Origin of the sequence: Marinomonas spartinae (assembly GCF_016461715.1) — a bacterium.
Classification (GTDB): Bacteria; Pseudomonadota; Gammaproteobacteria; order Pseudomonadales; family Marinomonadaceae; genus Marinomonas; species Marinomonas spartinae_A.
In genome coordinates this window covers 15680-35429 of record NZ_JAEMUI010000033.1, presented here as the reverse complement: position 1 = coordinate 35429, position 19750 = coordinate 15680, and the positions used below count along the sequence as shown (strand labels likewise).

Annotated in this window: 16 protein-coding genes; 7 read left to right on the top strand and 9 right to left on the bottom strand. The window is 44.1% G+C overall.

Going from position 1 to position 19750, the window contains the following annotated elements:
- Together JHD45_RS21140 and JHD45_RS21135 are read right to left on the bottom strand one after the other, a co-directional pair.
- A partial coding sequence (locus tag JHD45_RS21140) for a retention module-containing protein (protein WP_199478558.1) occupies positions 1–982 on the bottom strand: 982 nt, incomplete at its 3' end.
- Positions 983–1172: 190 nt separating this feature from the next.
- Positions 1173–1940 (bottom strand): undecaprenyl-diphosphate phosphatase, encoded by a 768-nt coding sequence (locus JHD45_RS21135; protein WP_199478553.1) that lies wholly within the window; start codon positions 1938–1940, stop codon positions 1173–1175.
- A gap of 433 nt (positions 1941–2373) precedes the next feature.
- Here JHD45_RS21135 and JHD45_RS21130 point away from each other — a divergent pair, with 433 nt between their 5' ends.
- From JHD45_RS21130 to JHD45_RS21105, 6 genes are all read left to right on the top strand, one after another.
- Positions 2374–3864 carry a SulP family inorganic anion transporter gene (locus tag JHD45_RS21130; RefSeq protein WP_199478552.1) on the top strand — a complete coding sequence of 497 codons (1491 nt, stop codon included), beginning with the start codon at positions 2374–2376 and terminating at the stop codon, positions 3862–3864.
- Between the two features lie 22 nt (positions 3865–3886).
- Positions 3887–4735 carry a universal stress protein gene (locus JHD45_RS21125; protein ID WP_199478550.1) on the top strand — a complete coding sequence of 283 codons (849 nt, stop codon included), beginning with the start codon at positions 3887–3889 and terminating at the stop codon, positions 4733–4735.
- Between the two features lie 203 nt (positions 4736–4938).
- Positions 4939–5298, top strand: coding sequence for an ArsR/SmtB family transcription factor (locus tag JHD45_RS21120; RefSeq protein ID WP_233407979.1), 360 nt, complete (start codon positions 4939–4941; stop codon positions 5296–5298).
- Positions 5299–5324: 26 nt separating this feature from the next.
- Entirely contained in the window at positions 5325–6341 is a 1017-nt protein-coding gene (locus JHD45_RS21115; protein ID WP_199478548.1) for an ArsJ-associated glyceraldehyde-3-phosphate dehydrogenase, read from the top strand.
- Positions 6342–6404: 63 nt separating this feature from the next.
- Positions 6405–7616 (top strand): organoarsenical effux MFS transporter ArsJ, encoded by a 1212-nt coding sequence (arsJ, locus tag JHD45_RS21110; RefSeq protein WP_199478546.1) that lies wholly within the window; start codon positions 6405–6407, stop codon positions 7614–7616.
- A 169-nt stretch (positions 7617–7785) separates the two neighbouring features.
- Positions 7786–8622: an AraC family transcriptional regulator gene (locus JHD45_RS21105; protein ID WP_199478545.1), complete on the top strand. Its 837-nt coding sequence runs from the start codon at positions 7786–7788 to the stop codon at positions 8620–8622.
- Between the two features lie 7 nt (positions 8623–8629).
- On the opposite strand, the gene JHD45_RS21100 is transcribed toward JHD45_RS21105, so the two are convergent.
- The 7 genes from JHD45_RS21100 to JHD45_RS21070 all read right to left on the bottom strand — a co-directional run bounded on the left by JHD45_RS21100 (position 8630) and on the right by JHD45_RS21070 (position 17681).
- Positions 8630–9703 carry a threonine aldolase family protein gene (locus tag JHD45_RS21100; protein WP_199478543.1) on the bottom strand — a complete coding sequence of 358 codons (1074 nt, stop codon included), beginning with the start codon at positions 9701–9703 and terminating at the stop codon, positions 8630–8632.
- A 261-nt stretch (positions 9704–9964) separates the two neighbouring features.
- Positions 9965–11488 carry a glycerol kinase GlpK gene (gene glpK, locus JHD45_RS21095; RefSeq protein ID WP_199478541.1) on the bottom strand — a complete coding sequence of 508 codons (1524 nt, stop codon included), beginning with the start codon at positions 11486–11488 and terminating at the stop codon, positions 9965–9967.
- Positions 11489–11512: 24 nt separating this feature from the next.
- Positions 11513–12364 (bottom strand): MIP/aquaporin family protein, encoded by an 852-nt coding sequence (locus JHD45_RS21090; RefSeq protein WP_199478539.1) that lies wholly within the window; start codon positions 12362–12364, stop codon positions 11513–11515.
- 380 nt (positions 12365–12744) lie between these two features.
- On the bottom strand, positions 12745–14463 hold the full coding sequence (locus JHD45_RS21085; RefSeq protein WP_199478537.1) for a GGDEF domain-containing response regulator: 1719 nt from the start codon (positions 14461–14463) through the stop codon (positions 12745–12747).
- Between the two features lie 10 nt (positions 14464–14473).
- Positions 14474–14899 carry a response regulator gene (locus tag JHD45_RS21080; RefSeq protein WP_199478535.1) on the bottom strand — a complete coding sequence of 142 codons (426 nt, stop codon included), beginning with the start codon at positions 14897–14899 and terminating at the stop codon, positions 14474–14476.
- Positions 14892–16388: a PAS domain-containing sensor histidine kinase gene (locus JHD45_RS21075; RefSeq protein ID WP_233407978.1), complete on the bottom strand. Its 1497-nt coding sequence runs from the start codon at positions 16386–16388 to the stop codon at positions 14892–14894. Before JHD45_RS21075 ends, JHD45_RS21080 begins: the two co-directional genes overlap by 8 nt.
- Positions 16389–16508: 120 nt before the next feature.
- Positions 16509–17681, bottom strand: coding sequence for a GNAT family N-acetyltransferase/peptidase C39 family protein (locus JHD45_RS21070; protein ID WP_199478533.1), 1173 nt, complete (start codon positions 17679–17681; stop codon positions 16509–16511).
- Between the two features lie 307 nt (positions 17682–17988).
- Between JHD45_RS21070 and JHD45_RS21065 the strand changes: the two genes are divergently transcribed.
- Positions 17989–19467, top strand: coding sequence for a RimK family protein (locus JHD45_RS21065; protein WP_199478531.1), 1479 nt, complete (start codon positions 17989–17991; stop codon positions 19465–19467).
- The last annotated feature ends 283 nt before the right edge of the window (positions 19468–19750 follow it).

Sequence of the window (19750 nt, the reverse complement as noted above, 5' to 3'; positions counted from 1 at the left end):
TCTCTTTGGATTCCGCTAGGTTAATGGTGTCGTCGGCAGTAATAGGGTCAATCGTAATGCCTGCTACTGATGCCAAAGAATCATTATCAATGATGGTTCCAGTTCCACTAACGCCACCAATGGTCAACGTGAAGGTCTCATTCGGCTCATTAGTCTTATCATCAACCGTGGGAACATTAGCGGTAAAATTCGTTACGCCTGCTGGCACGGTAATCGTGCCATTATTATTGTTCACTACACCATTGGTAAATGTAATGCCAGAAGCAGCTAAATCACTCGAACTCGTTGTTATATTAGATAAAGTTAGCGTATATGTCTGCGCTGTGGCTGTGGTGCCAGAAAGGGTCACCCCAAAGGAAACATTTTGCCCTTCTGTCGCACTTGCATCTGAAACCCGCGTCACATTAACCACTGGGGAAGTATCATCTCCTGTGGTTGTACCAGTCACGCTAATAACTGAGGTGGCACGCTCTCTTGACGGTGTAGAGGTTGTGTCATTACCGCCTGTGCTCGAACCAAAATTGTAGTTTGTATTGTAACCATAAGTTGGCGTGGCTGTATCATTAACTCGTTCTACTGTGACAATATCAGCACTTTGCTCACTAACAATAACTTCGTTACCCGCCGCTGGAGCGTCTTGAATTAAGGTCGGGTCCTTTCCTGCTAAAATGGCTTGTTGGAGTGAGTTTGCGTCTGTTGATGAGTCTTGAGCTAACGTAGAGGCATCACCCGGCGTGTAAACCTCATCGTTCATTTCAACAACGGACTGCCCGCCTATAACTACTTGAGTACCATCAACAAAACTAATGGTGGCGCTGTCACCTGCTCCGGTTACAACCGTCTCACCGTAATAAATAGGATCACCGACGTGCACTACACGCTCTTTTCCATCTAATGATCGAACAATGACGGTTCCACTTACTTGAGAGAAAAAGCCAATTGGGCTACCCAGTGTTGCAAACGAAGTCTGATTGTCGCTCATTATGTGGTTTCCTAAATAAGACGATTAAATTTCTAATTAATGCCAGAATAGGACACCTAAAAAAATGCCGCTATTGTACCTTGGTACAATAGCGGCATTTTTTTTCATAATTCTTACTCTAAATCATAAGCGCAAACAATTTAACGCCTTAGCTTAAGATAAAAAGCCCCCAATGGGCTGTGTACATCAATTAATGAGCAGTCACCAATATCAACACGCCAAATAGGATTCGATACCAGCCAAATGCGACAAATGTAAATCGCTGCAAAAAGCTCATAAACAGCCTCATCACAACATAAGCACTGATGAAAGCCACCACGAACCCAACGAGGAGTGGTATCCACTGTTCGTTAGCGAAGTCTTTATAGCTGGACAAGAGATCATAACCGGAAGCCGCAATCATCACAGGCAAGGCCAATAAGAAAGAGAACTCCGCACTCGCCTTACGACTCAAACCAACATACAAAGCACCCACGATTGTTGCACCAGCACGACTTGTTCCTGGGATCAATGCAAATACTTGAGCAATGCCAATCCATAAAGCTTGTTTAAAGCTAAGATCATCAAGCTCTACCACCTTAGGGGTTTTATCTTTTATCACTCTTTCGGTAATCAAGAAGATGACACCACCAACAATAAACATAGTCGCCACAATGGTAACCGAAAACATGTCTTTGATTTGATGTCTAAATAAGAAGCCGATGATGGCAACAGGCAAAAAGGCGACAAACAACTGAATCCATAAGCGAGTGTGCTTAAAAGTAAAGCGCTCTTTATAGTTAGCCACAACGGCCAAAATAGCAGCCAATTGAATGATAACTTCAAACGCTTTCGTCCCACTTGTTTGTTGCATACCCAACCATTGACTAACAACGATCATATGCCCCGTTGAAGAGATGGGCAGAAACTCTGTCACCCCCTCAACTAATCCTAAAATGATACTTTGAATGAGATCCACAATGCGATTCCAACTAGGTGATTAATATGAATAAAAAAAGCATAGGAACTATAAAGAAATATCTCTAAAATAAAAATGAAAAAAACGAGATAACAACGTAATTTCGCCCTTACTATTTCAATGACCTTTTTAGAGCGAGAGTCTCCCAGGCAAATTACAGTAAAGTAAAATCCCTCTCGTCATTAATTGCTATCAATTCGTCAAAACTCTATAATTCGCGCATGTTTAATTTTCACTGTATAAGTGTGGTGTGACGCATTACCAGACCACAACACATAAGTACCTCCCCATCGCATGTCACCAAACGGTCATCATGCAGACGTCATAGTCTTATGACGATAAATTTCCGTTCATGCTGAGAAAATAGAAACCTATCCCTTTATGTGTGGTAACGCATGATTTTAGTTAAGAATAGCGATTTAGAAGGTAATAAATGATCGAATCAATAAAACGAGACTGGTTCTCAAACATCAAAAATGACACTCTCTCCGGGACTGTTGTCGCCCTCGCCCTCATTCCCGAGGCCATCGCTTTTTCCATCATTGCCGGTGTTGACCCAAAAGTTGGTCTTTACGCCTCATTCTGTATCGCTGTTGTCATCTCTTTCTTTGGCGGACGGTCAGCCATGATTTCAGCGGCAACAGGCGCCATGGCACTGGTAATGGTTAGCCTTGTCAAAGAACACGGTCTTCAATATATGCTTGCGGCCACCATACTCACGGGTGTTTTTCAAATTATCGCAGGGTATTTAAAACTGGGCAATCTCATGCGCTTTGTCTCCAAATCCGTTGTGACGGGTTTTGTAAACTCGCTGGCTATTTTGATTTTTATGGCGCAACTTCCCGAATTGACTAATGTAACATGGGTGGTGTATGCCATGACTGCTGCAGGATTAGGGATTATCTATCTATTCCCCTACGTCCCCGTCATAGGAAAATCGTTACCATCACCATTGGTCTGTATTGTCGTTCTGACTATCTTTTCTATCTATAACGGGCTAGACATTCACACGGTCAGCGATATGGGAGCACTACCCGATTCGTTACCAACTTTTTTGATACCAGACATTCCATTTAACTTAGATACACTGTTAATCATCCTACCCTATTCTCTTAGCTTAGCTGTTGTTGGTCTACTCGAATCCATGATGACCGCAACCATCGTCGACGAACTCACTGATACTGGCAGTAATAAAAACCGTGAATGCAAGGGACAAGGTGTTGCTAATATCGTCACTGGTTTTATCGGAGGTATGGCAGGATGCGGCATGATTGGCCAAACAGTTATTAACGTAAAATCTGGAGGTCGTGGCCGTTTATCTACCTTTATTGCAGGTCTGTTCTTATTGATCATGGTGGTGTTTCTTGGCAAATGGATCGGGCAAATTCCAATGGCGGCATTAGTTGCTGTCATGATCATGGTATCCATCGGGACCTTTTCTTGGGACTCCATCATTAACTTAAAAAAACACCCTATGTCGACCAATATCGTGATGATTGTCACCGTCTGTGTTGTTGTCGCTACCCATAACCTATCGATTGGTGTGCTCGTCGGTGTTTTATTGGCTTCTCTTTTCTTTGCCAACAAAATTGGGCGTTTTATGGTTGTCAAAAGCGACATCAATGAACAAGCGTCTCATCGAACTTATAAAGTCGTTGGGCAAGTATTTTTTGCTTCCTCAGATCAATTTAATTCGTCTTTTGACTTTAAAGAAGCTCTTGATAGCGTCACTATTGATCTATCTGATGCACACTTTTGGGATATCACGTCCGTCGCCGCTTTGGATAAGGTGGTCATCAAATTCCGTCGTGAAGGTGCCGAGGTCAATGTTATTGGCTTGAATGAAGCCAGCGCCACGGTGGTGGACAAATTTGGGGTGCACAACAAACCAGAAGAAGCAGACAAACTGTTGAACGGCCACTAAGACGCTCACAAGGAGAACAAAAATGACAAATGTAATTGCCTGTATTGATGGTTCTTTTCTGTCGGAATACGTAACAGACGCGGCAGTATGGGCGGCCAATAATATTGAGTCACCATTAACATTCTTACATTCGCTAGAAAAAAGCATGACGTCTAACAGCGACTTATCAGGCTCTATTGGTTTGGGTAGCCGAGAGCATCTTCTTGCTGAGCTGACAGAACTGGATGAGAAACGCGCTAAACTCGCCTTAGAACATGGCAAAGAAATGCTCCATAAAGCAAAAGCCCATGCCGAAGAGCAAGGGGCTCAAAATGTCAGCATTATGCAACGCCACGGCGATTTGGTGGACACGCTAATCAGTCTAGAATCTTCTACAAAGTTAGTCATCCTTGGACGTAATGGTAGCGAACACGCCATGTCAGCCAACACAATTGGCTCTCATATTGAACGAGCGGCACGGGCGTTACATCACCCTATCCTGATCACTGTTGGGGAGTTCAAAACTCCGAGCAATTTTATGATTGCCTACGATGGTCGTGAAGCGGCGGACAATGCCATTGCTCGTATCGCGCAAAGCTCTTTATTGAAAGGGCTGACCTGTCACATGGTCATGGCAGGAGAAGACACCCCAGCCAGAAAAGAAAAGTTCGCCAGAGCTCAGTCTATTCTGGAAGCAGAAAACTTCAAGGTAAATGCATCTTTGATCGCAGGTGATATTTATCCGGTTTTGACTCAATATCGAAATGAAAACAACATTGAACTAATGGTGATGGGAGCCTATGCGCACTCAAAGGTGCGTCAATTTTTTGTTGGCAGCAACACCAGTAAAATGATCATCGAAAGCGATATTCCATTGCTCATCTTGCGCTAGTATAGACAAGTAGCCATCCTCCCATATAACAATGGGCAGCATGTTATCGTCACGCTGCCCATTGTTAATGTTTACGCCCACTCCCTTTTGACATGATATAAATTGTCATCAAAACGTCACGCTTCCCATTGATAAAATCTGCTATATTCGATTTTCCATATATATGAAATTTCATATATAAACTAAAAACCGCGCCAAATACTATGTTTGAAAAGATGCACCTTGATCCAACGATTTTTTTTAAGGCCATTGCCGACGAAACCCGTTTGCGTTGTTTATTACTCATTGCTCATTATGAAGAACTCTGCGTGTGTGAGCTTATGGCCGCCCTGGGAGAAACACAGCCCAAAGTGTCACGCCATCTTGCGCAACTGCGAAAAGCTGGCCTACTAACAGACAGAAAACAGAGCCAATGGGTATTTTATTCCCTTAACTCACTCCCTCAATGGGCACATGACGTCATTATCGTCACCCTTGAACACCAGCAACACTGGTTAAAGGGTAATTTTCTTCAACTTGAACAGATGGGTAGCCGACCAGAGCGACTCGTTACCTGTTGCTAACCACGCCATAATATTAGGAGATAACCATGACCATAAAAGTAGGCATAAACGGTTTTGGCCGTATGGGACGACTTTCTTTTCGTGCCGCATTTGACTGGGACGACATTGAGTTTGTACAAATCAATGACCTCCAAGGCAATGCGGCTACTTTAGCGCATCTCGTCAACTTTGACTCCGTTCATGGGCGTTGGCACCATGAAGCTGGCAGCGATGGTAACAATCTCATCATTAATGACAAGATTATTCCTTGCACGCAACACAGCACCATTGGGGCCACAGACTGGTCACAATGCGATGTTGTTATTGAAGCCACAGGCGCTATGAAGACAAAGTCAGCCCTACAAGCCTACTTAGACCAAGGCGTAAAACGTGTGGTCGTGACGGCCCCAGTCAAAGAAGAAGGCGTACTGAATATCGTTATGGGCGTGAATGATGGCGATTATGACCCTCGTTTACATCCAATCGTGACAGCCGCTTCATGCACTACCAACTCACTTGCGCCTATTGTCAAAGTGTTACAGGAAGCCATTGGCATCAAACACGGCTCCATGACCACCATTCACAACATAACCAACACCCAAACCATCATTGATGCACCACACAAAGACCTACGCAGAGCACGCGCTTGTGGTAGCAGCTTGATTCCAACCACAACGGGATCTGCAACGGCTATTACCCATATTTTCCCAGAGCTAAAAGGTAAATTAAACGGTCATGCTGTGCGTGTACCGCTGACCAATGCCTCGTTAACCGACTGTGTGTTCGAAATGGAGCGCCCCACCAGCGCAGAAGAAATCAACCAACTATTAAAGATAGCTAGCGAACAAGGGCCTCTTAAAAATATTCTGGGTTATGAAGAGCGCCCCCTAGTTTCCATCGATTACCAAACCGACCCTCGCTCAAGCATTGTCGATGCACTAAGCACACTCGTCATCAATCACACTCAAGTGAAGCTCTATGTTTGGTATGACAATGAATGGGGCTACGCTAACCGTGCTGCCGAGTTGATGAGAAAAGTTGGCCAATTAGACCAAACACTCTAAGTCTAGGCCCACTGAGCAAATGACCTATCGTTTCGAATAGTAAGAGAAGAAAGTAAAAAAATCATGCTATCACAATTACCAAAAAGCGTTCGTCAGTACCTGATCGTCACGGGAAATTACTGGAGTTTCACCCTAACCGACGGCGCATTGCGCATGCTGGTTGTCCTCTACTTTTATCAACTGGGTTACGGCGCTCTGGACATTGCCCTGCTCTTCCTCTTTTACGAGTTCTTTGGGGTGCTAACCAATCTATTTGGTGGCTGGCTTGGAGCAAAATGGGGACTCAACCGCACCATGAACATTGGCCTTTTCATGCAGGTTGTCGCCCTTAGCATGCTCTTATTGCCAGCAAGCTATTTATCCATTCCTTGGGTCATGGCAGCACAAGCGTTATCAGGCATTGCAAAAGATCTCAACAAAATGAGTGCGAAAAGTGCCATAAAAACACTTGTTCCTAAAAATGCCAGTAGCACTTTATACAAATGGGTTGCGCTATTAACAGGTTCAAAAAATGCACTTAAGGGGGTGGGCTTTTTTCTAGGGGGATTCTTACTCAGTGCCATTGGTTTTCATCATGCTATTTTAAGCATGGTGATTGGCCTTGGCATCGTGTGGCTTGCCAGTTTGTACCTACTCAAAGAGGATTTAGGCAAAGCGAAAAACAAGCCTAAATTCTCGCAAATGTTCTCCAAAAGCAGAGAAATCAATATTTTATCGGCCGCCCGACTGTTTTTGTTCGGCGCTAGAGATGTCTGGTTCGTCGTTGCCATCCCCGTCTATTTAACCAGTCAGTTCCATTGGGATCACTGGCGTGTCGGCAGCTTTCTTGCTCTGTGGGTAATCGGCTATGGCCTCGTACAAAGCCTTGCCCCTCACCTCACAGGCAAAAAGCAGAACCAAACGCCAAGTGGCGGTCAAGCCAGATTTTGGGCGATATTATTAACCCTAACGCCTGCCGCAATTGCCATCGGCATGCAAAACTTTGATCAGACACTAGAGATATTGTTAGGTGGGCTCATCTTATTTGGTGTTATATTCGCGATTAATTCGTCATTACACAGCTACTTAATCGTTCACTACGCCAGTGAAGATGGCATATCATTAGATGTGGGCTTCTATTACATGGCCAATGCGATGGGAAGACTCATCGGCACCGTTTTGTCTGGTTGGGTGTACCAAGATGATGGCATTATTCCCTGTCTTTGGGTGTCCTTTGGTTTTCTTGCCCTTACCAGCCTTATCTCGTTCTGGCTACCAAAAAGCCAACTACATTAGAGACGCCCCCTTAAAAGAGCAATGCACAAAAATACAAGCAAAATGTCCCATTCATCGTTACCATAGTAGGCCTGTTTTATGCGCAAAGTCATTAATAAAAGCATATTTAACAGTAAAACGATGACTTCCATATGAATACGCGGTGTTCAAACAACAAAAGAGCCTCTTTATGACCTCTAAGAGTTCTATCCGATATCAACATATTGAAAATTTTCAGGGCTTAGTCATCAGCGAAGCTTCCCTTAGCTTGTTAGATTTCCAACCCCACTTCCATCTTGATTTTCATATCGGGTTAATCACAAATGGCGTGTTTCGCCAAACGCATAAAGGTCAGTCGATGGATTTCTCACAACAGCACATTTGCTTTATGCCGCCGGGAGAAGTTCACGATGGACGCGGTGTTGGCAATGAGCGACATCAGCTCACTACCTTTCGAGTTCCGCCCACTTTATTGCAAACGGCCTTGTTAGATAAATATCCAGATTCATTAACACCGAGTATTGAAAGCCTTGCTCCTGCCGTAATTCACCATGGGACGCTTGCTCAGGCCTTTAGTAAGCTCAGTCACGCACTAAAGCCCGATAGTCAAGCAAACCAACTATACAAAGATAGCTTGTGGACCAACGTATTAGCAGAACTCTTCACATTACTCGATAAAACACCTAAACAGGAATCGCACTGGGGATTAAGTGATCAGCAACTAGGTCAATTACGGGACTATTGCGACAGTCATCTCGAACAAAAAATCACGTTGGATGAACTAGCCCATTTAACGGGTCTCACTCGTTTCCAATTTATAAGGCACTTTCAGAAACGAACAGGTCTGGCACCACATGCTTGGTTACTAAGACTAAGACTGGAACGTGCTTGCACTCAGTTAAAAGACACGAAAAACAGCCTGACCGACATTGCTGCTAATGTCGGCTTTTATGATCAAAGTCACTTTCACCGTGCCTTTAAAAAGGCTTATCAGATTGCGCCATCGCGTTATCGCTACGGCGCATAAACAATGGTTATACAGTACGCTCAGCAAAGGACTTGGCAGCATGAATGAACGCGTCAACACCTTCTTTTGGTGTTCTAAAAGACGTCACTAAGCGCACCACACCTTCTTCCCAACGCCCACCATAAAAAGCAAAACCCTCAGAATGCAGGTGATCAATCATGGGCAAAGGTAAGGTGCAAAACAACATATTTGCCTGAGCGGGCGTATTAATTTTTACACCTAGTATGGATTTTAGTCCTTCTTGTAAATGCGCCATCATTGCATTTGCGTGGGAAGCATTGGTTAACCATAAATCATTTGTCAGATAGGCAATCATCTGAGCCGATAATAAACGCATTTTCGAATGCAAATGTCCGCCGCGTTTACGACGAAAAGCTAATTCCTTCACAACCTTATCGAAAGACAATCCTTTTTCTTCAAGGGATTGCTTAAACACCACAATAGCTTCCGACGCCATGGTGCCATTTTTAGTCGCGCCAAACGAGACAATATCCACACCCGCTTTCCATGTCATTTGCGCGGGTGTACACCCCAATGACACCAGTGCATTAGCAAACCGTGCACCATCCATGTGAACAGGTAACCCTGCCTCTTTTGCTACACTGGTTACAGCGCGAATCTCTTCTAATGAATAAACACTCCCCACCTCAGTCACTTGGGAAATGCTCACCGCGGCAGGCTGGCAAGAATGCACATCGCCGATCTTCTGAGTCACCGCCTTTTTTAACCACTCTGGATCAATTTTAGCGTTTTCACCCTCAATGCCAACAAAGCGCGCACCACCAGCATAGAACTCCGGTGCGGTATTTTCATCTTGCAATAGATGGCTTTCTTTATGACACAAGACACTCCCCCAAGGAGGCGTCAACGCACTGATACTCAAGACATTTGCCGCCGTACCAGTAGACACTAAAAAAACCTCAACCTCGCACTCAAACAATTCTGACAGCCTACGAGTCACTAACGCAGTGCTCTCATCATTCCCATAGGGCATAGTATCCCCTTGAGAAGCCTCTATCATGGCTTGAAAAACCGACTCAGAGGCACCGGCAATATTATCACTGGTAAACGCGACCTTCATTGAACTACTCCTTGATTGATTCTTTGAAAGCATTATCATGCCAGCTAGTAGCTAGAATGACTTGGATTTTTGTGCAGGCATTTCATTTCGCATCGATTAAAGGCTAATACCAATTAACCCCCTAAACCACTTTTCTCCCAATACATTAGGATAAAAGAAATAGAAGGTAGTTTATCTGAGCTTTCCTAACAAATAAAAAAGCGAGTATGGGTTAACACACTCGCTTTGAGATTTCTTGGTAAATCGGGATAAGTGCTAAACTTATTCCTCGTCGTCTTCAGCCCATTTTAGTGAACGAGAGACCGCTTTTTGCCAGCCTTTGTAGCGTTTAGCACGCTCTTCATCCGCCATGGCTGGCTCAAAGGTATGGTCAATTTCATAGTTTTCTTGAATTTCGTCAATGGAGTCCCAGAACCCCACCGCTAGACCCGCCAATAGCGCTGCGCCAAGTGCGGTGGTTTCCGTCAATTTGGGACGTTCTACCTTGGTACCAACAATGTCCGCCTGGAATTGCATTAAGAAATCGTTTGCAACCGCGCCACCATCAACTTTCAATGTGGCCAGCTCCATACCAGAATCCTGTTTCATAGCATCCACTAAATCACGGCTTTGAAACGCCACTGATTCAAGAGCAGCACGAACAATATGGTTGCGGTTCACACCACGTGTTAGACCAACCATGATGCCACGGGCATGAGGATCCCAATACGGCGCTCCCATGCCCACAAAAGCAGGTACCAGATATACGCCATTGCTGTCTTCCACTTTCGAAGCAAAGTAATCGGTATCTTGTGCATCGCGAATAATGCCCAGCTCATCACGCAACCATTGAATCGTCGCTCCCCCCATAAACACCGAGCCTTCTAGCGCATAATTCACTTCGCCTTTGGCACCAACGGCCAAGGTGGTAATCAAACCATGTCGAGATAGTACGGGCTTGGTTCCTGTGTTCATCAGCAAGAAACAACCAGTGCCATAAGTATTTTTCGCCATACCTTCTTTGACACAAAGCTGACCAAACAAGGCGGATTGCTGATCCCCTGCAATCCCTGCGATTGGCACACGAGTACCATCTTTACCACCAATATTCGTATCACCGTAGATTTCGCTGGAGCCTTTCACTTCTGGCAACATGGACTCAGGAATGCCTAACTCTTCTAGCATTCGTTTATCCCACTCCAACGTTTTAATATTAAATAGCATGGTGCGAGAGGCGTTGGTATAGTCTGTAACATGCACTTTCCCACGCGTCATGTTCCAGATCAGCCAAGAGTCTACGGTACCAAATAGTAACTCTCCGTTCTCAGCTTTTTCGCGAGCGCCTTCTACATTGTCGAGAATCCATTTGACTTTCGTACCAGAAAAATAAGCGTCTATGACCAACCCGGTGTTTTCACGGACATAATCTTCTAAGCCGCGAGCCTTAAGCTCATCACAAATATCAGCAGTACGGCGGCATTGCCACACAATCGCATTATAAACAGGACGTCCAGTATTTTTATCCCATACGACGGTCGTTTCACGCTGGTTAGTAATACCAATCGCAGAAAGTTGATCAGGTTGAATGCCACTTTTCGCTAACACCTCCGCCAATACAGAACTTTGGCTAGACCAAATTTCCATTGGATCGTGCTCAACCCAACCAGATTGAGGGAAATACTGGCTAAATTCCCGCTGAGACACCGCCACAATATGGGAATGTCGATCAAAAATAATAGCACGGGAAGAGGTGGTTCCCTGATCTAGTGCGACAATGTAATGTTTATTTTTAGCTTGCTCTGACATTGCTGTTCTCCTTATTGTTATGATTTATTTTTTTACTGCTGACGCCATCGAAACAGACTGCTCCAATTCAATTTTCTCTTCTATATTGGCTGGTAGAGAAGGGCTCACGAACCGTGTATAAATAAACGCCCCCAATTGCGCACCTAAAATAGGACCAACAATCGGTACCCATGCATAAAGCATATGACGACCACCTGTCATCACAACATGCCCCCACCCCAGAAAATCAATCAAAAGGCGCGGAGCGAAATCACGAGCGGGGTTCATAGCAAAGCCTGTTAACGGCCCAACAGATGCACCAATAATCGCGACTACCAACCCAATGAAAAGCCCTGCAAGGGGACCCTTAGCACCACCATTTTTATCATCGGTAAGCGCCAAAACGCAGTACATTAATAATGCCGTGATGCTCAGCTCAACTAGCATGGCATGAAAATAACTGATATTAGCATTGGCGAATGTGGTAAAGATGCCTGCAGTTTGCAAGCCTGAGGCGGTACCTCGTACAACATGGTGCGCTAACTCCCATTCAGAAATCACCGGACCATAAAGGAAATATGTTAAACTTACTCCAAGCGCGGAACCAACAAACTGAGCAATGATAAAGAAAGGCACTTTACGCCATTCAAACCCCATAAAGGTCGCAAGTGCTAAGGTGACAGCAGGGTTAATGTGTGCCCCCGAGACGCCAGCAACAGCATAGATGGCAATAGCAACCGCAAGCCCCCAAATAATACTAATCTCCCATTGACCATATTGGGCTCCCGTCGTGACCAACGCAGCCACACACGCCGTACCGATAAACATAAATAAACCAGTACCTATCACCTCCGCAATGCACTCCCCCATCAAGGTAGGCTTAGCTAGCTCTTTCATCTTAGTTATCCCCTGTATTTTATTATTATTTGACTATTATGAGTCATCTACTGTTTATGCTTGTTTCGCTATTTGATTATTTATTTTCGTTATACAACGAATTTTCGATTTTCTACAATTAATTTTCGAAATACAACAAAAACGTTTTCGTTATCTCACTAATCTATCCATGAGTCAAGCATTGCAAATAGCTTTTTTGCATTCACTCTATAACTTAATACTATCAAATATGAAAAATCATAAGACTTTAGACATGAGTTTTAGTTAGGCGTCATGGCACCATAAAAGGCGTAGACAGGGAGTGCACGCAAAGCCCATCCCACATTGGGTGAGATAGTCATAGCGAAGAACAAGAGGAATATTTTTTAGAAAACAAATAGTTAATGTAACTGAGGGCCTTTATTGTATTGATCAATCCATTGCGTCATTTTGTCAGCAGACATAGGTCTAGCAATATAATATCCTTGTCCTAGATGACAACCTATCTCGATCAGCGATTGCATATGATCGAATGATTCAACACCTTCCGCTATCAAGTCGTATTTAAACGCCTGACTAAGCTCAGCAACACAAGCAACAATCGCTCTATCGTCCTGATTGGACAGTATGTTCTGAATAAAGCTTTTATCGATTTTTAACGTGTCCAGAGGCAACTTTTTCAAATAATTAAGAGAGGAATACCCTGTACCAAAGTCGTCTAGTGCGACTCGAACCCCCAATTCACAGCAGGCTTTCACTACCTCAACGGCACTGTGTATATCCGCCATTGAAACAGTTTCTAAAATCTCAATTTCTAAGGACTTTGGGTTAATATTAGGCATATTTTTCAATAATCGCTCAAGTTGCGGGACAAACCCATTACTCAGCAAATGAGCAGGGGCAATATTAACACTGACAACAAGGTCATCCCTGTCCCAAATGGCAAGTTGTCGCAATGCTTCTTCCAATACCCACTCCCCTATGACAATCCCTGTGTTTGGATGTTCCAAAGCTTCAGTAAAGTCCCCGGGGTATAAAAACCCTTTGCTTGGGTGATTCCAACGAATAAGTGCTTCCACCCCTTTTAAACGGTGATTTACCATATCGATTTGCGGTTGGTAATGGAGTTCAAATTCATGCCGAACAACGCCACGTTCAGCGGCTTGCAACATGACTCTTCGCTCATGTAGCCGACGCTCTTCCTCTGGATCAAAAAAGACAATGTTATTTCTGCCCAAATTTTTCGCTTGATACATGGTTTGATCTGCTCGCCGAACCACCGTATCGGCGTCTAAACTGTCATTGGAGACTAAGGTGACACCAATACTTGCTGACACCTGAACAAAACTCTCAAACTCTTCAAGCTCAATCGGTCTATTCACGACCTCAAGCAGTAGATTAAGAAACGTGACACACTGTTCTTCATTCGCAACGCCACGTAATAACAACACAAATTCATCCCCTCCAATACGCGACAGGGTGTCATTTGTTCGTATTATTTGCTTAAGTCGATCTGCAATCGTTACGAGAACGAAGTCGCCAATATCATGACCATAATTATCGTTCACCGGTTTAAAATTATCTAAGTCGAGAAACGCGACGGCGGAGGGTTCTTTATCTACAATTGCTTTTTGTAAATGCTTAAGCAGAAGTGGTCGGCTAGCTAATCCCGTTAAACTGTCATAATGCGCCATATCGTGAAGCTTCTTTTCCAGCTCAGCACGATGCACGGCACTGATAACTGCCCGTATCAATTGAGGGCTTTGCAATTGATTTTTCAATAGATAATCACTCGCCCCTAAACGCATAGCTTCAGCCGCAACCTCTTCATCACCCAGTCCGGTTACCATAATAACCGCACATCGGTTCTCTAATGTGGTCCGAATACTATTAAGCAGAGCAAGCCCTGAATTTATCCCCAAACGGTAGTCAACAATGACACAGTCAAACTCCCCCCCTTTTAAAAAATTCATGGAATCCTCCAAAGAAGACGCCTCAGATACAAGCGTTTCTATGTCAGATTTAGACAGCATCCTACGTAAGCGCTCACGGTCTACATCGTCATCATCGACAATCAACAACCTTATCACATCCACCTCAGAACTATTCGAAACATCCATGCTCCCTTCCTCAACTATTCAGTTCAACAGCGTTTCGATACGCACTTAATAAAGTGGTCAATTTCGCAAATTGCGGGCCAACTTCAGACTTAACCATATAACCTGCAACATTGTTCGCATAAGCCCGAGAACGGTCAGTGTCATCATTTGATGTCGTCAGAATAAAAATGACAGTGTCTTGCAAATTTTTACTATCACGAATGTACTCTAAAAACTCAAAGCCATTCATAACTGGCATATTTAAATCCAACAACACCAAAAAGGGTGACTTTATAACCTTATCTGGGTGTGTTTTTTCAAGTATTGCTATGGCCGTTTTACCCTCTTCCGCATGAATAATGCCGATGTCTGGTGCGACTATTCTCAGACTACGGGTGATCGACTCAGCTGACACATCATCATCTTCGACAATAAGAACACTTAATTCTTTACTCATGGGTATCTTTCCTTAAAAATCGTGGCCACCAAACATGGAAGGTAACACCGCGTTGGTGTTCGTTTTTCTCAACACTAATACGTCCACCGTGTGTTTCAACCAAGCGTCGACTAACAGAAAGGCCGATGCCCGTTCCACTGCGCTCACTGGATGTCACCGTTTGAAATAATCGAAAAATACGTTGATACGCCGCCTCAGGCACACCAGGTCCATCATCACAAACACTAAAATGACAAAAACTATTTTCAACCTTGCAACACACGACAATCGTGCCCGAATCCCGGTCATGATGCTTAATGGCGTTACTGATTAGATTACGCATCACCGTTTCCAGCGGAGTCCATACCGACATGAAACGCTCAAACTGGACATCTCGTATTATCTTAATCCCTTCGGGCACCTCTAATAATTCGACGATATTATCAAGCAGTGTATTTATTTCGATTTCTTGGACATTAGACTCAACTTTTCCAGCTCGTGCGTAGGTCAATAAATTGTCGATGAGTTGTTCCATCCGCTTAATGCGAATATCGATTCGGTTGAGGTTATGGGTGACATCTGGAAGTGCATCAGGACCAAGATCTTCTTTAATCCACTCTAATAAATCCGCAATCCCCCGCAACGGCGAACGCAAATCATGGGACGCAACATAGGTAAACTCTTCTAAATTGGTATTGGTTTCCCGCAGTTTTTGCTCCATGCGTTTACGCTGTGTGATATCCAATAAAGAGACTAACACCATGTCATTATTATCTTCGTCTTCAAAGGGACTAAGACCTATTTCCACAGGAAACTCACGGCCATCTTTATGTAAAGCCGTCAAATCTCGTCCCACCCCCATCATTCGAGGCATGGGGTTTTGATGAAAGGACCGACGCAAATGATCATGATTTTTTCGATAGCGACTTGGCAGCAACATCTCTAAAGGTTGATCCAACAACTCACCCGAGGTATAACCAAAACATTGACACAACATACTATTCGTTAAACGAATCACGCCATCAGAATCCACAACCAGCACACCATGAGGCGCATCTTCGATGGATCGTTGAAACATATTTCTCGCACGATCTCGCATGGAAAGATCGATCAAAGTCGCTAAAACAAAAATTTGGCCTTTCTGTTCTATCGGGTTTAACCCAATTTCTATTGGAATGTGCTTGCCGTCTTTACAGCGCGCAAACAGAGCCTGCCCTTTGCCCATTTTGCGTTTGTGAGGATGCTTGAAAAAGCCTTGCATAAGCTTTTTATGATTGGTTTGAAACTGACTAGGTAGCAACGAGTCAACATCCATACCAACAAGCTCATCTGTTGAATAGCCTAATATGTCTGATAAAGTCTCATTAGCTAAGAGAATAACAGAATCTGTATTCACCACCATGCCGCCCATAGGCAAATAGGTTAGCAGTTGAGAAAAAAAAGGCTCATCGTCTAAGTCATTATTCTTTATGACTTTTGACCCTCCTTTGACCTCACTTTTTTTCATCATCCATTCCATATAATAATTTGTTATAGATTAATGCAGGGACGATAAATCAGCAATTAGTAAGTTTACAAAATATTCCTAGACAAATTGTTATTCTTCTCCTGCTCCCCAAACAACAAGCTTCTATCGTGACTGGTTTCTTTTCATCAACACAACCGTCGCTTGCAACCGGCTCCTACCAAAACGAGACATCTTTTCGAACTCATCCCGAGCAATGGGCACATATTGACAATCCAATGGGCTTGGCGGATCGTCTGGTAATTTTTTATCATCATCTAAGTCTGGGTCATGAACGAGAATACTGTGCTCATCATAACCAGACATCACCACCCAATGGGGCGATTTTTTGCCATCCATGCGAAAAGTACTAATCAGGATGATTGCAAGCGCTCCAGAATCAAACGCTTCAATCAACTGAGCTAAGGGCATCACAGCATAATGTATTGGTACACTCGCCTCATCGCATTGCTTTACAAAACCTTGATGTACTCGCGTGATGACATTTTTCTTAAGCTCATCCCGAACACTGTCAACAAATAGCGGCCCGTTGTCACTCAACCAAATATTGGCAGTCAAGCCTCGTTTCTCGGCTGCTAGTGCCAATCCCATAGGATGACACCCGCCATGGCCCGATGTCATAAATATCGTTGTCGCTTCTCGCCAGATTTCCAACTCATCATCTGGCGTCGCTTGATAACTTGGATGCAAAGCAGACAACACCATCTGCAATGAGGCTGGTCCACAAGTAAAGGGCGTTCCTTGCGCTAGCCAGGGAATCGCTCGTGTCGTTTGCTCATCTCCCGCATGGCGTAAACGCTTTTGCATACGAATCGCATCTGTCTGATCTTCGTAATATGCATCATAATGACCAAATTCTCGGTACCCCATTTTTTGGTATAAACCAATCGCATTATGATTCACATCGCTCACTTCTAAGCGTAGCAGCAATTTTCCCTTTTTGACGGCCTTCTTCTCGCAAGCTTGAATCAATAGCTTACCCACCCCTAGACCACGCGCCTCTGGAGATACTGCCAAAGAGTACAAACGCGCCAAATGCGTACCTTGTCGAAGATGTAATAAGGCATACCCCAGTAACGTCTTATCGGACACAGCAACTAATAGAGCAGACCCTACACCCGTTATGGCGCGACGAAAGCTACGTCGGCTTAAACGATCCCCAGAGAAAGAGCGCTCCTCAAGTAACAAAAGCGATTTCAGATCATCCAATGTTGCTAAACGAACATTGCTAGAGGTGATTGCAGTAGAAGGATGAGTCAATGTTGTGGTTGTCGTCATGTGTCGCCTTAGAAAAGACAGGAGGTCGTAGGCTCGTTTTTCTAGTGTTTTCGCCACAAACCAAGGCAACGAGAACCACCAAACTCACGAGAGAGATTTCGCGAATTCTAGGGCGAAACCTATTTAAAAGATAGCTTAAAAATGTACGAAAAAAACATTTTATTCTTCATTTTAGTCTATTGTTAAAACATAAAATTAAGCGCACTATCCGCACAAATTCAGAATGTTTTTTAACCTCTTTTAAAACAATGACCCACCAGTAACGTTACATAAGTTACCGTTGCAACCATAAGGAAAAACAGAGCACATGTCACAGACGTACATTGTTGTTGATCATGCCAAAGATTGGTCCGCGTTTTTACCCAGTGATCGAGTAATCACTTTCACTCAATACCTAAACTTGGCCACCAACAAGAGCCAAGGTCGCACGCGCATTATCAACCTATGTAAAAGTAGCAAATACCTATCGGATGGCTATTATTGCTCATTACTGGCAGAAAGCCGTGGCCATCATGTGATGCCATCTGTCCGTGTGCTTAATGACCTTAGTAAAAAAGACCTCTATGAGTTAGAAATTTCCCAATGGTTACCTCTGTTAGCGAAGAAACTCGCCAAGCCAGAAGCCCCAATGGACATGAAATTCCACTGCGTATTTGGTCGCACGATTCATCCAGAAATGAAGGAATTTGCACGTAAACTGTTCGAAAGTTTCCCAAGCCCTGTACTCGAAGTCACCTTAAAGTTTCGCAAAGAGTGGCAAGTCACCGCACTGCAAACCACCTCGCAAAGCAAGCTAAACGATGAGGAAGAAACCCTATTCGCCGAGTCTCTAGAAGCTTTCAGCAATAAAGTATGGAGCAAAGGTCGAATTCAACGCGCCGCTAAATTCGACATGGCGATTTTGCTGAACCCAGAAGAAAAACTTCCGCCGAGCGACGGCCAAGCGATTAAAAAATTCATCCAAGCGGGTAAGCAACTTGGCATCCACGTGGATACCATTGGCCCAAAAGACATTATGCGCCTGCCTGAATACGATGGTTTATTTATTCGCGAAACCACCAACATAGACCACCACACCTACCGCTTTGCGAAAAAAGCCGAAGGCCTAGGCTTGGTTGTCATGGATGATCCACAATCCATCATGCGCTGCACCAACAAAGTCTACCTGGCCGACTTATTCAACACCCACAAAGTACCGTGTCCGAAAACACGTATTGTCCATAAGGGGGAGAGCAACGTAGAAGACGCATTGGAAGCGGCCATCAGCTACCCGATGGTAGTGAAAATCCCTGATGGCGCCTTTTCTAAAGGCGTGATCAAAGCCGAGAACCGCGAAGCCTTAACTGAGAGTTTGAATACGCTGTTTAAGAAATCCTCTTTGCTCCTAGTGCAAGAATACCTTTACACAGAATTTGACTGGCGCATTGGTATCCTAAACAACAAACCACTTTTTGCTTGCCGCTACTACATGGTAAAAAACCATTGGCAGATTTACCAACATAGCGATAGCAAAAGCCAAAGTGGCGGCTTTGACACCTTACCTACATTTGAAGTGCCGCGCCGAGTTCTACAAGCGGCTATCGCAGCCACTAAACCCATTGGTGATGGCCTATACGGCGTCGATGTGAAAGAAATTAATGGTCGTGGTTATGTCATCGAAGTCAACGATAACCCCAGTATTGACCGTGGCGTAGAAGATAAATACATCGGCGACGAACTTTACATGCAAATCATGTCTGAGTTTTTGCGTCGCATGCAGATGAAACGGGGGGATTCCCCAACCTAAGGGCATGTAGGCTGGACTTTAGTCCAACAAACCACAAGAGATCAAAGCGACTAATCAACCAAGTCCCATCCTCTTTTGTCTTCAAGAGGATGGGGCTGCCTCTTAGATATTTATGTATATCTCAATGACTTTGACCTGCCAGTTTATTCCACCCTGCTGGGCGTGTTACTTTTGCCAAGCGATGCAAAAGTAACCAAAAAATCATGTTTAACGAGAAGCGTGTGAACAACTTTTATACGACCCACTTTATCTAAACGCTATATTACGTAAGGCATGAATTAGT

Excerpts from the sequence above, each read along its gene's own strand:
- JHD45_RS21130 (WP_199478552.1), top strand. The coding sequence starts at position 2,374 with ATGATCGAATCAATAAAACGAGACTGGTTCTCAAACATCAAAAATGAC.
- JHD45_RS21125 (WP_199478550.1), top strand. The coding sequence starts at position 3,887 with ATGACAAATGTAATTGCCTGTATTGATGGTTCTTTTCTGTCGGAATAC.
- JHD45_RS21120 (WP_233407979.1), top strand. The coding sequence starts at position 4,939 with ATGTTTGAAAAGATGCACCTTGATCCAACGATTTTTTTTAAGGCCATT.
- JHD45_RS21115 (WP_199478548.1), top strand. The coding sequence starts at position 5,325 with ATGACCATAAAAGTAGGCATAAACGGTTTTGGCCGTATGGGACGACTT.
- arsJ (WP_199478546.1), top strand. The coding sequence starts at position 6,405 with ATGCTATCACAATTACCAAAAAGCGTTCGTCAGTACCTGATCGTCACG.
- JHD45_RS21105 (WP_199478545.1), top strand. The coding sequence starts at position 7,786 with ATGACCTCTAAGAGTTCTATCCGATATCAACATATTGAAAATTTTCAG.
- JHD45_RS21100 (WP_199478543.1), bottom strand. The coding sequence starts at position 9,703 with ATGAAGGTCGCGTTTACCAGTGATAATATTGCCGGTGCCTCTGAGTCG.
- glpK (WP_199478541.1), bottom strand. The coding sequence starts at position 11,488 with ATGTCAGAGCAAGCTAAAAATAAACATTACATTGTCGCACTAGATCAG.
- JHD45_RS21090 (WP_199478539.1), bottom strand. The coding sequence starts at position 12,364 with ATGAAAGAGCTAGCTAAGCCTACCTTGATGGGGGAGTGCATTGCGGAG.
- JHD45_RS21085 (WP_199478537.1), bottom strand. The coding sequence starts at position 14,463 with ATGGATGTTTCGAATAGTTCTGAGGTGGATGTGATAAGGTTGTTGATT.
- JHD45_RS21080 (WP_199478535.1), bottom strand. The coding sequence starts at position 14,899 with ATGAGTAAAGAATTAAGTGTTCTTATTGTCGAAGATGATGATGTGTCA.
- JHD45_RS21075 (WP_233407978.1), bottom strand. The coding sequence starts at position 16,388 with ATGATGAAAAAAAGTGAGGTCAAAGGAGGGTCAAAAGTCATAAAGAAT.
- JHD45_RS21070 (WP_199478533.1), bottom strand. The coding sequence starts at position 17,681 with ATGACGACAACCACAACATTGACTCATCCTTCTACTGCAATCACCTCT.
- JHD45_RS21065 (WP_199478531.1), top strand. The coding sequence starts at position 17,989 with ATGTCACAGACGTACATTGTTGTTGATCATGCCAAAGATTGGTCCGCG.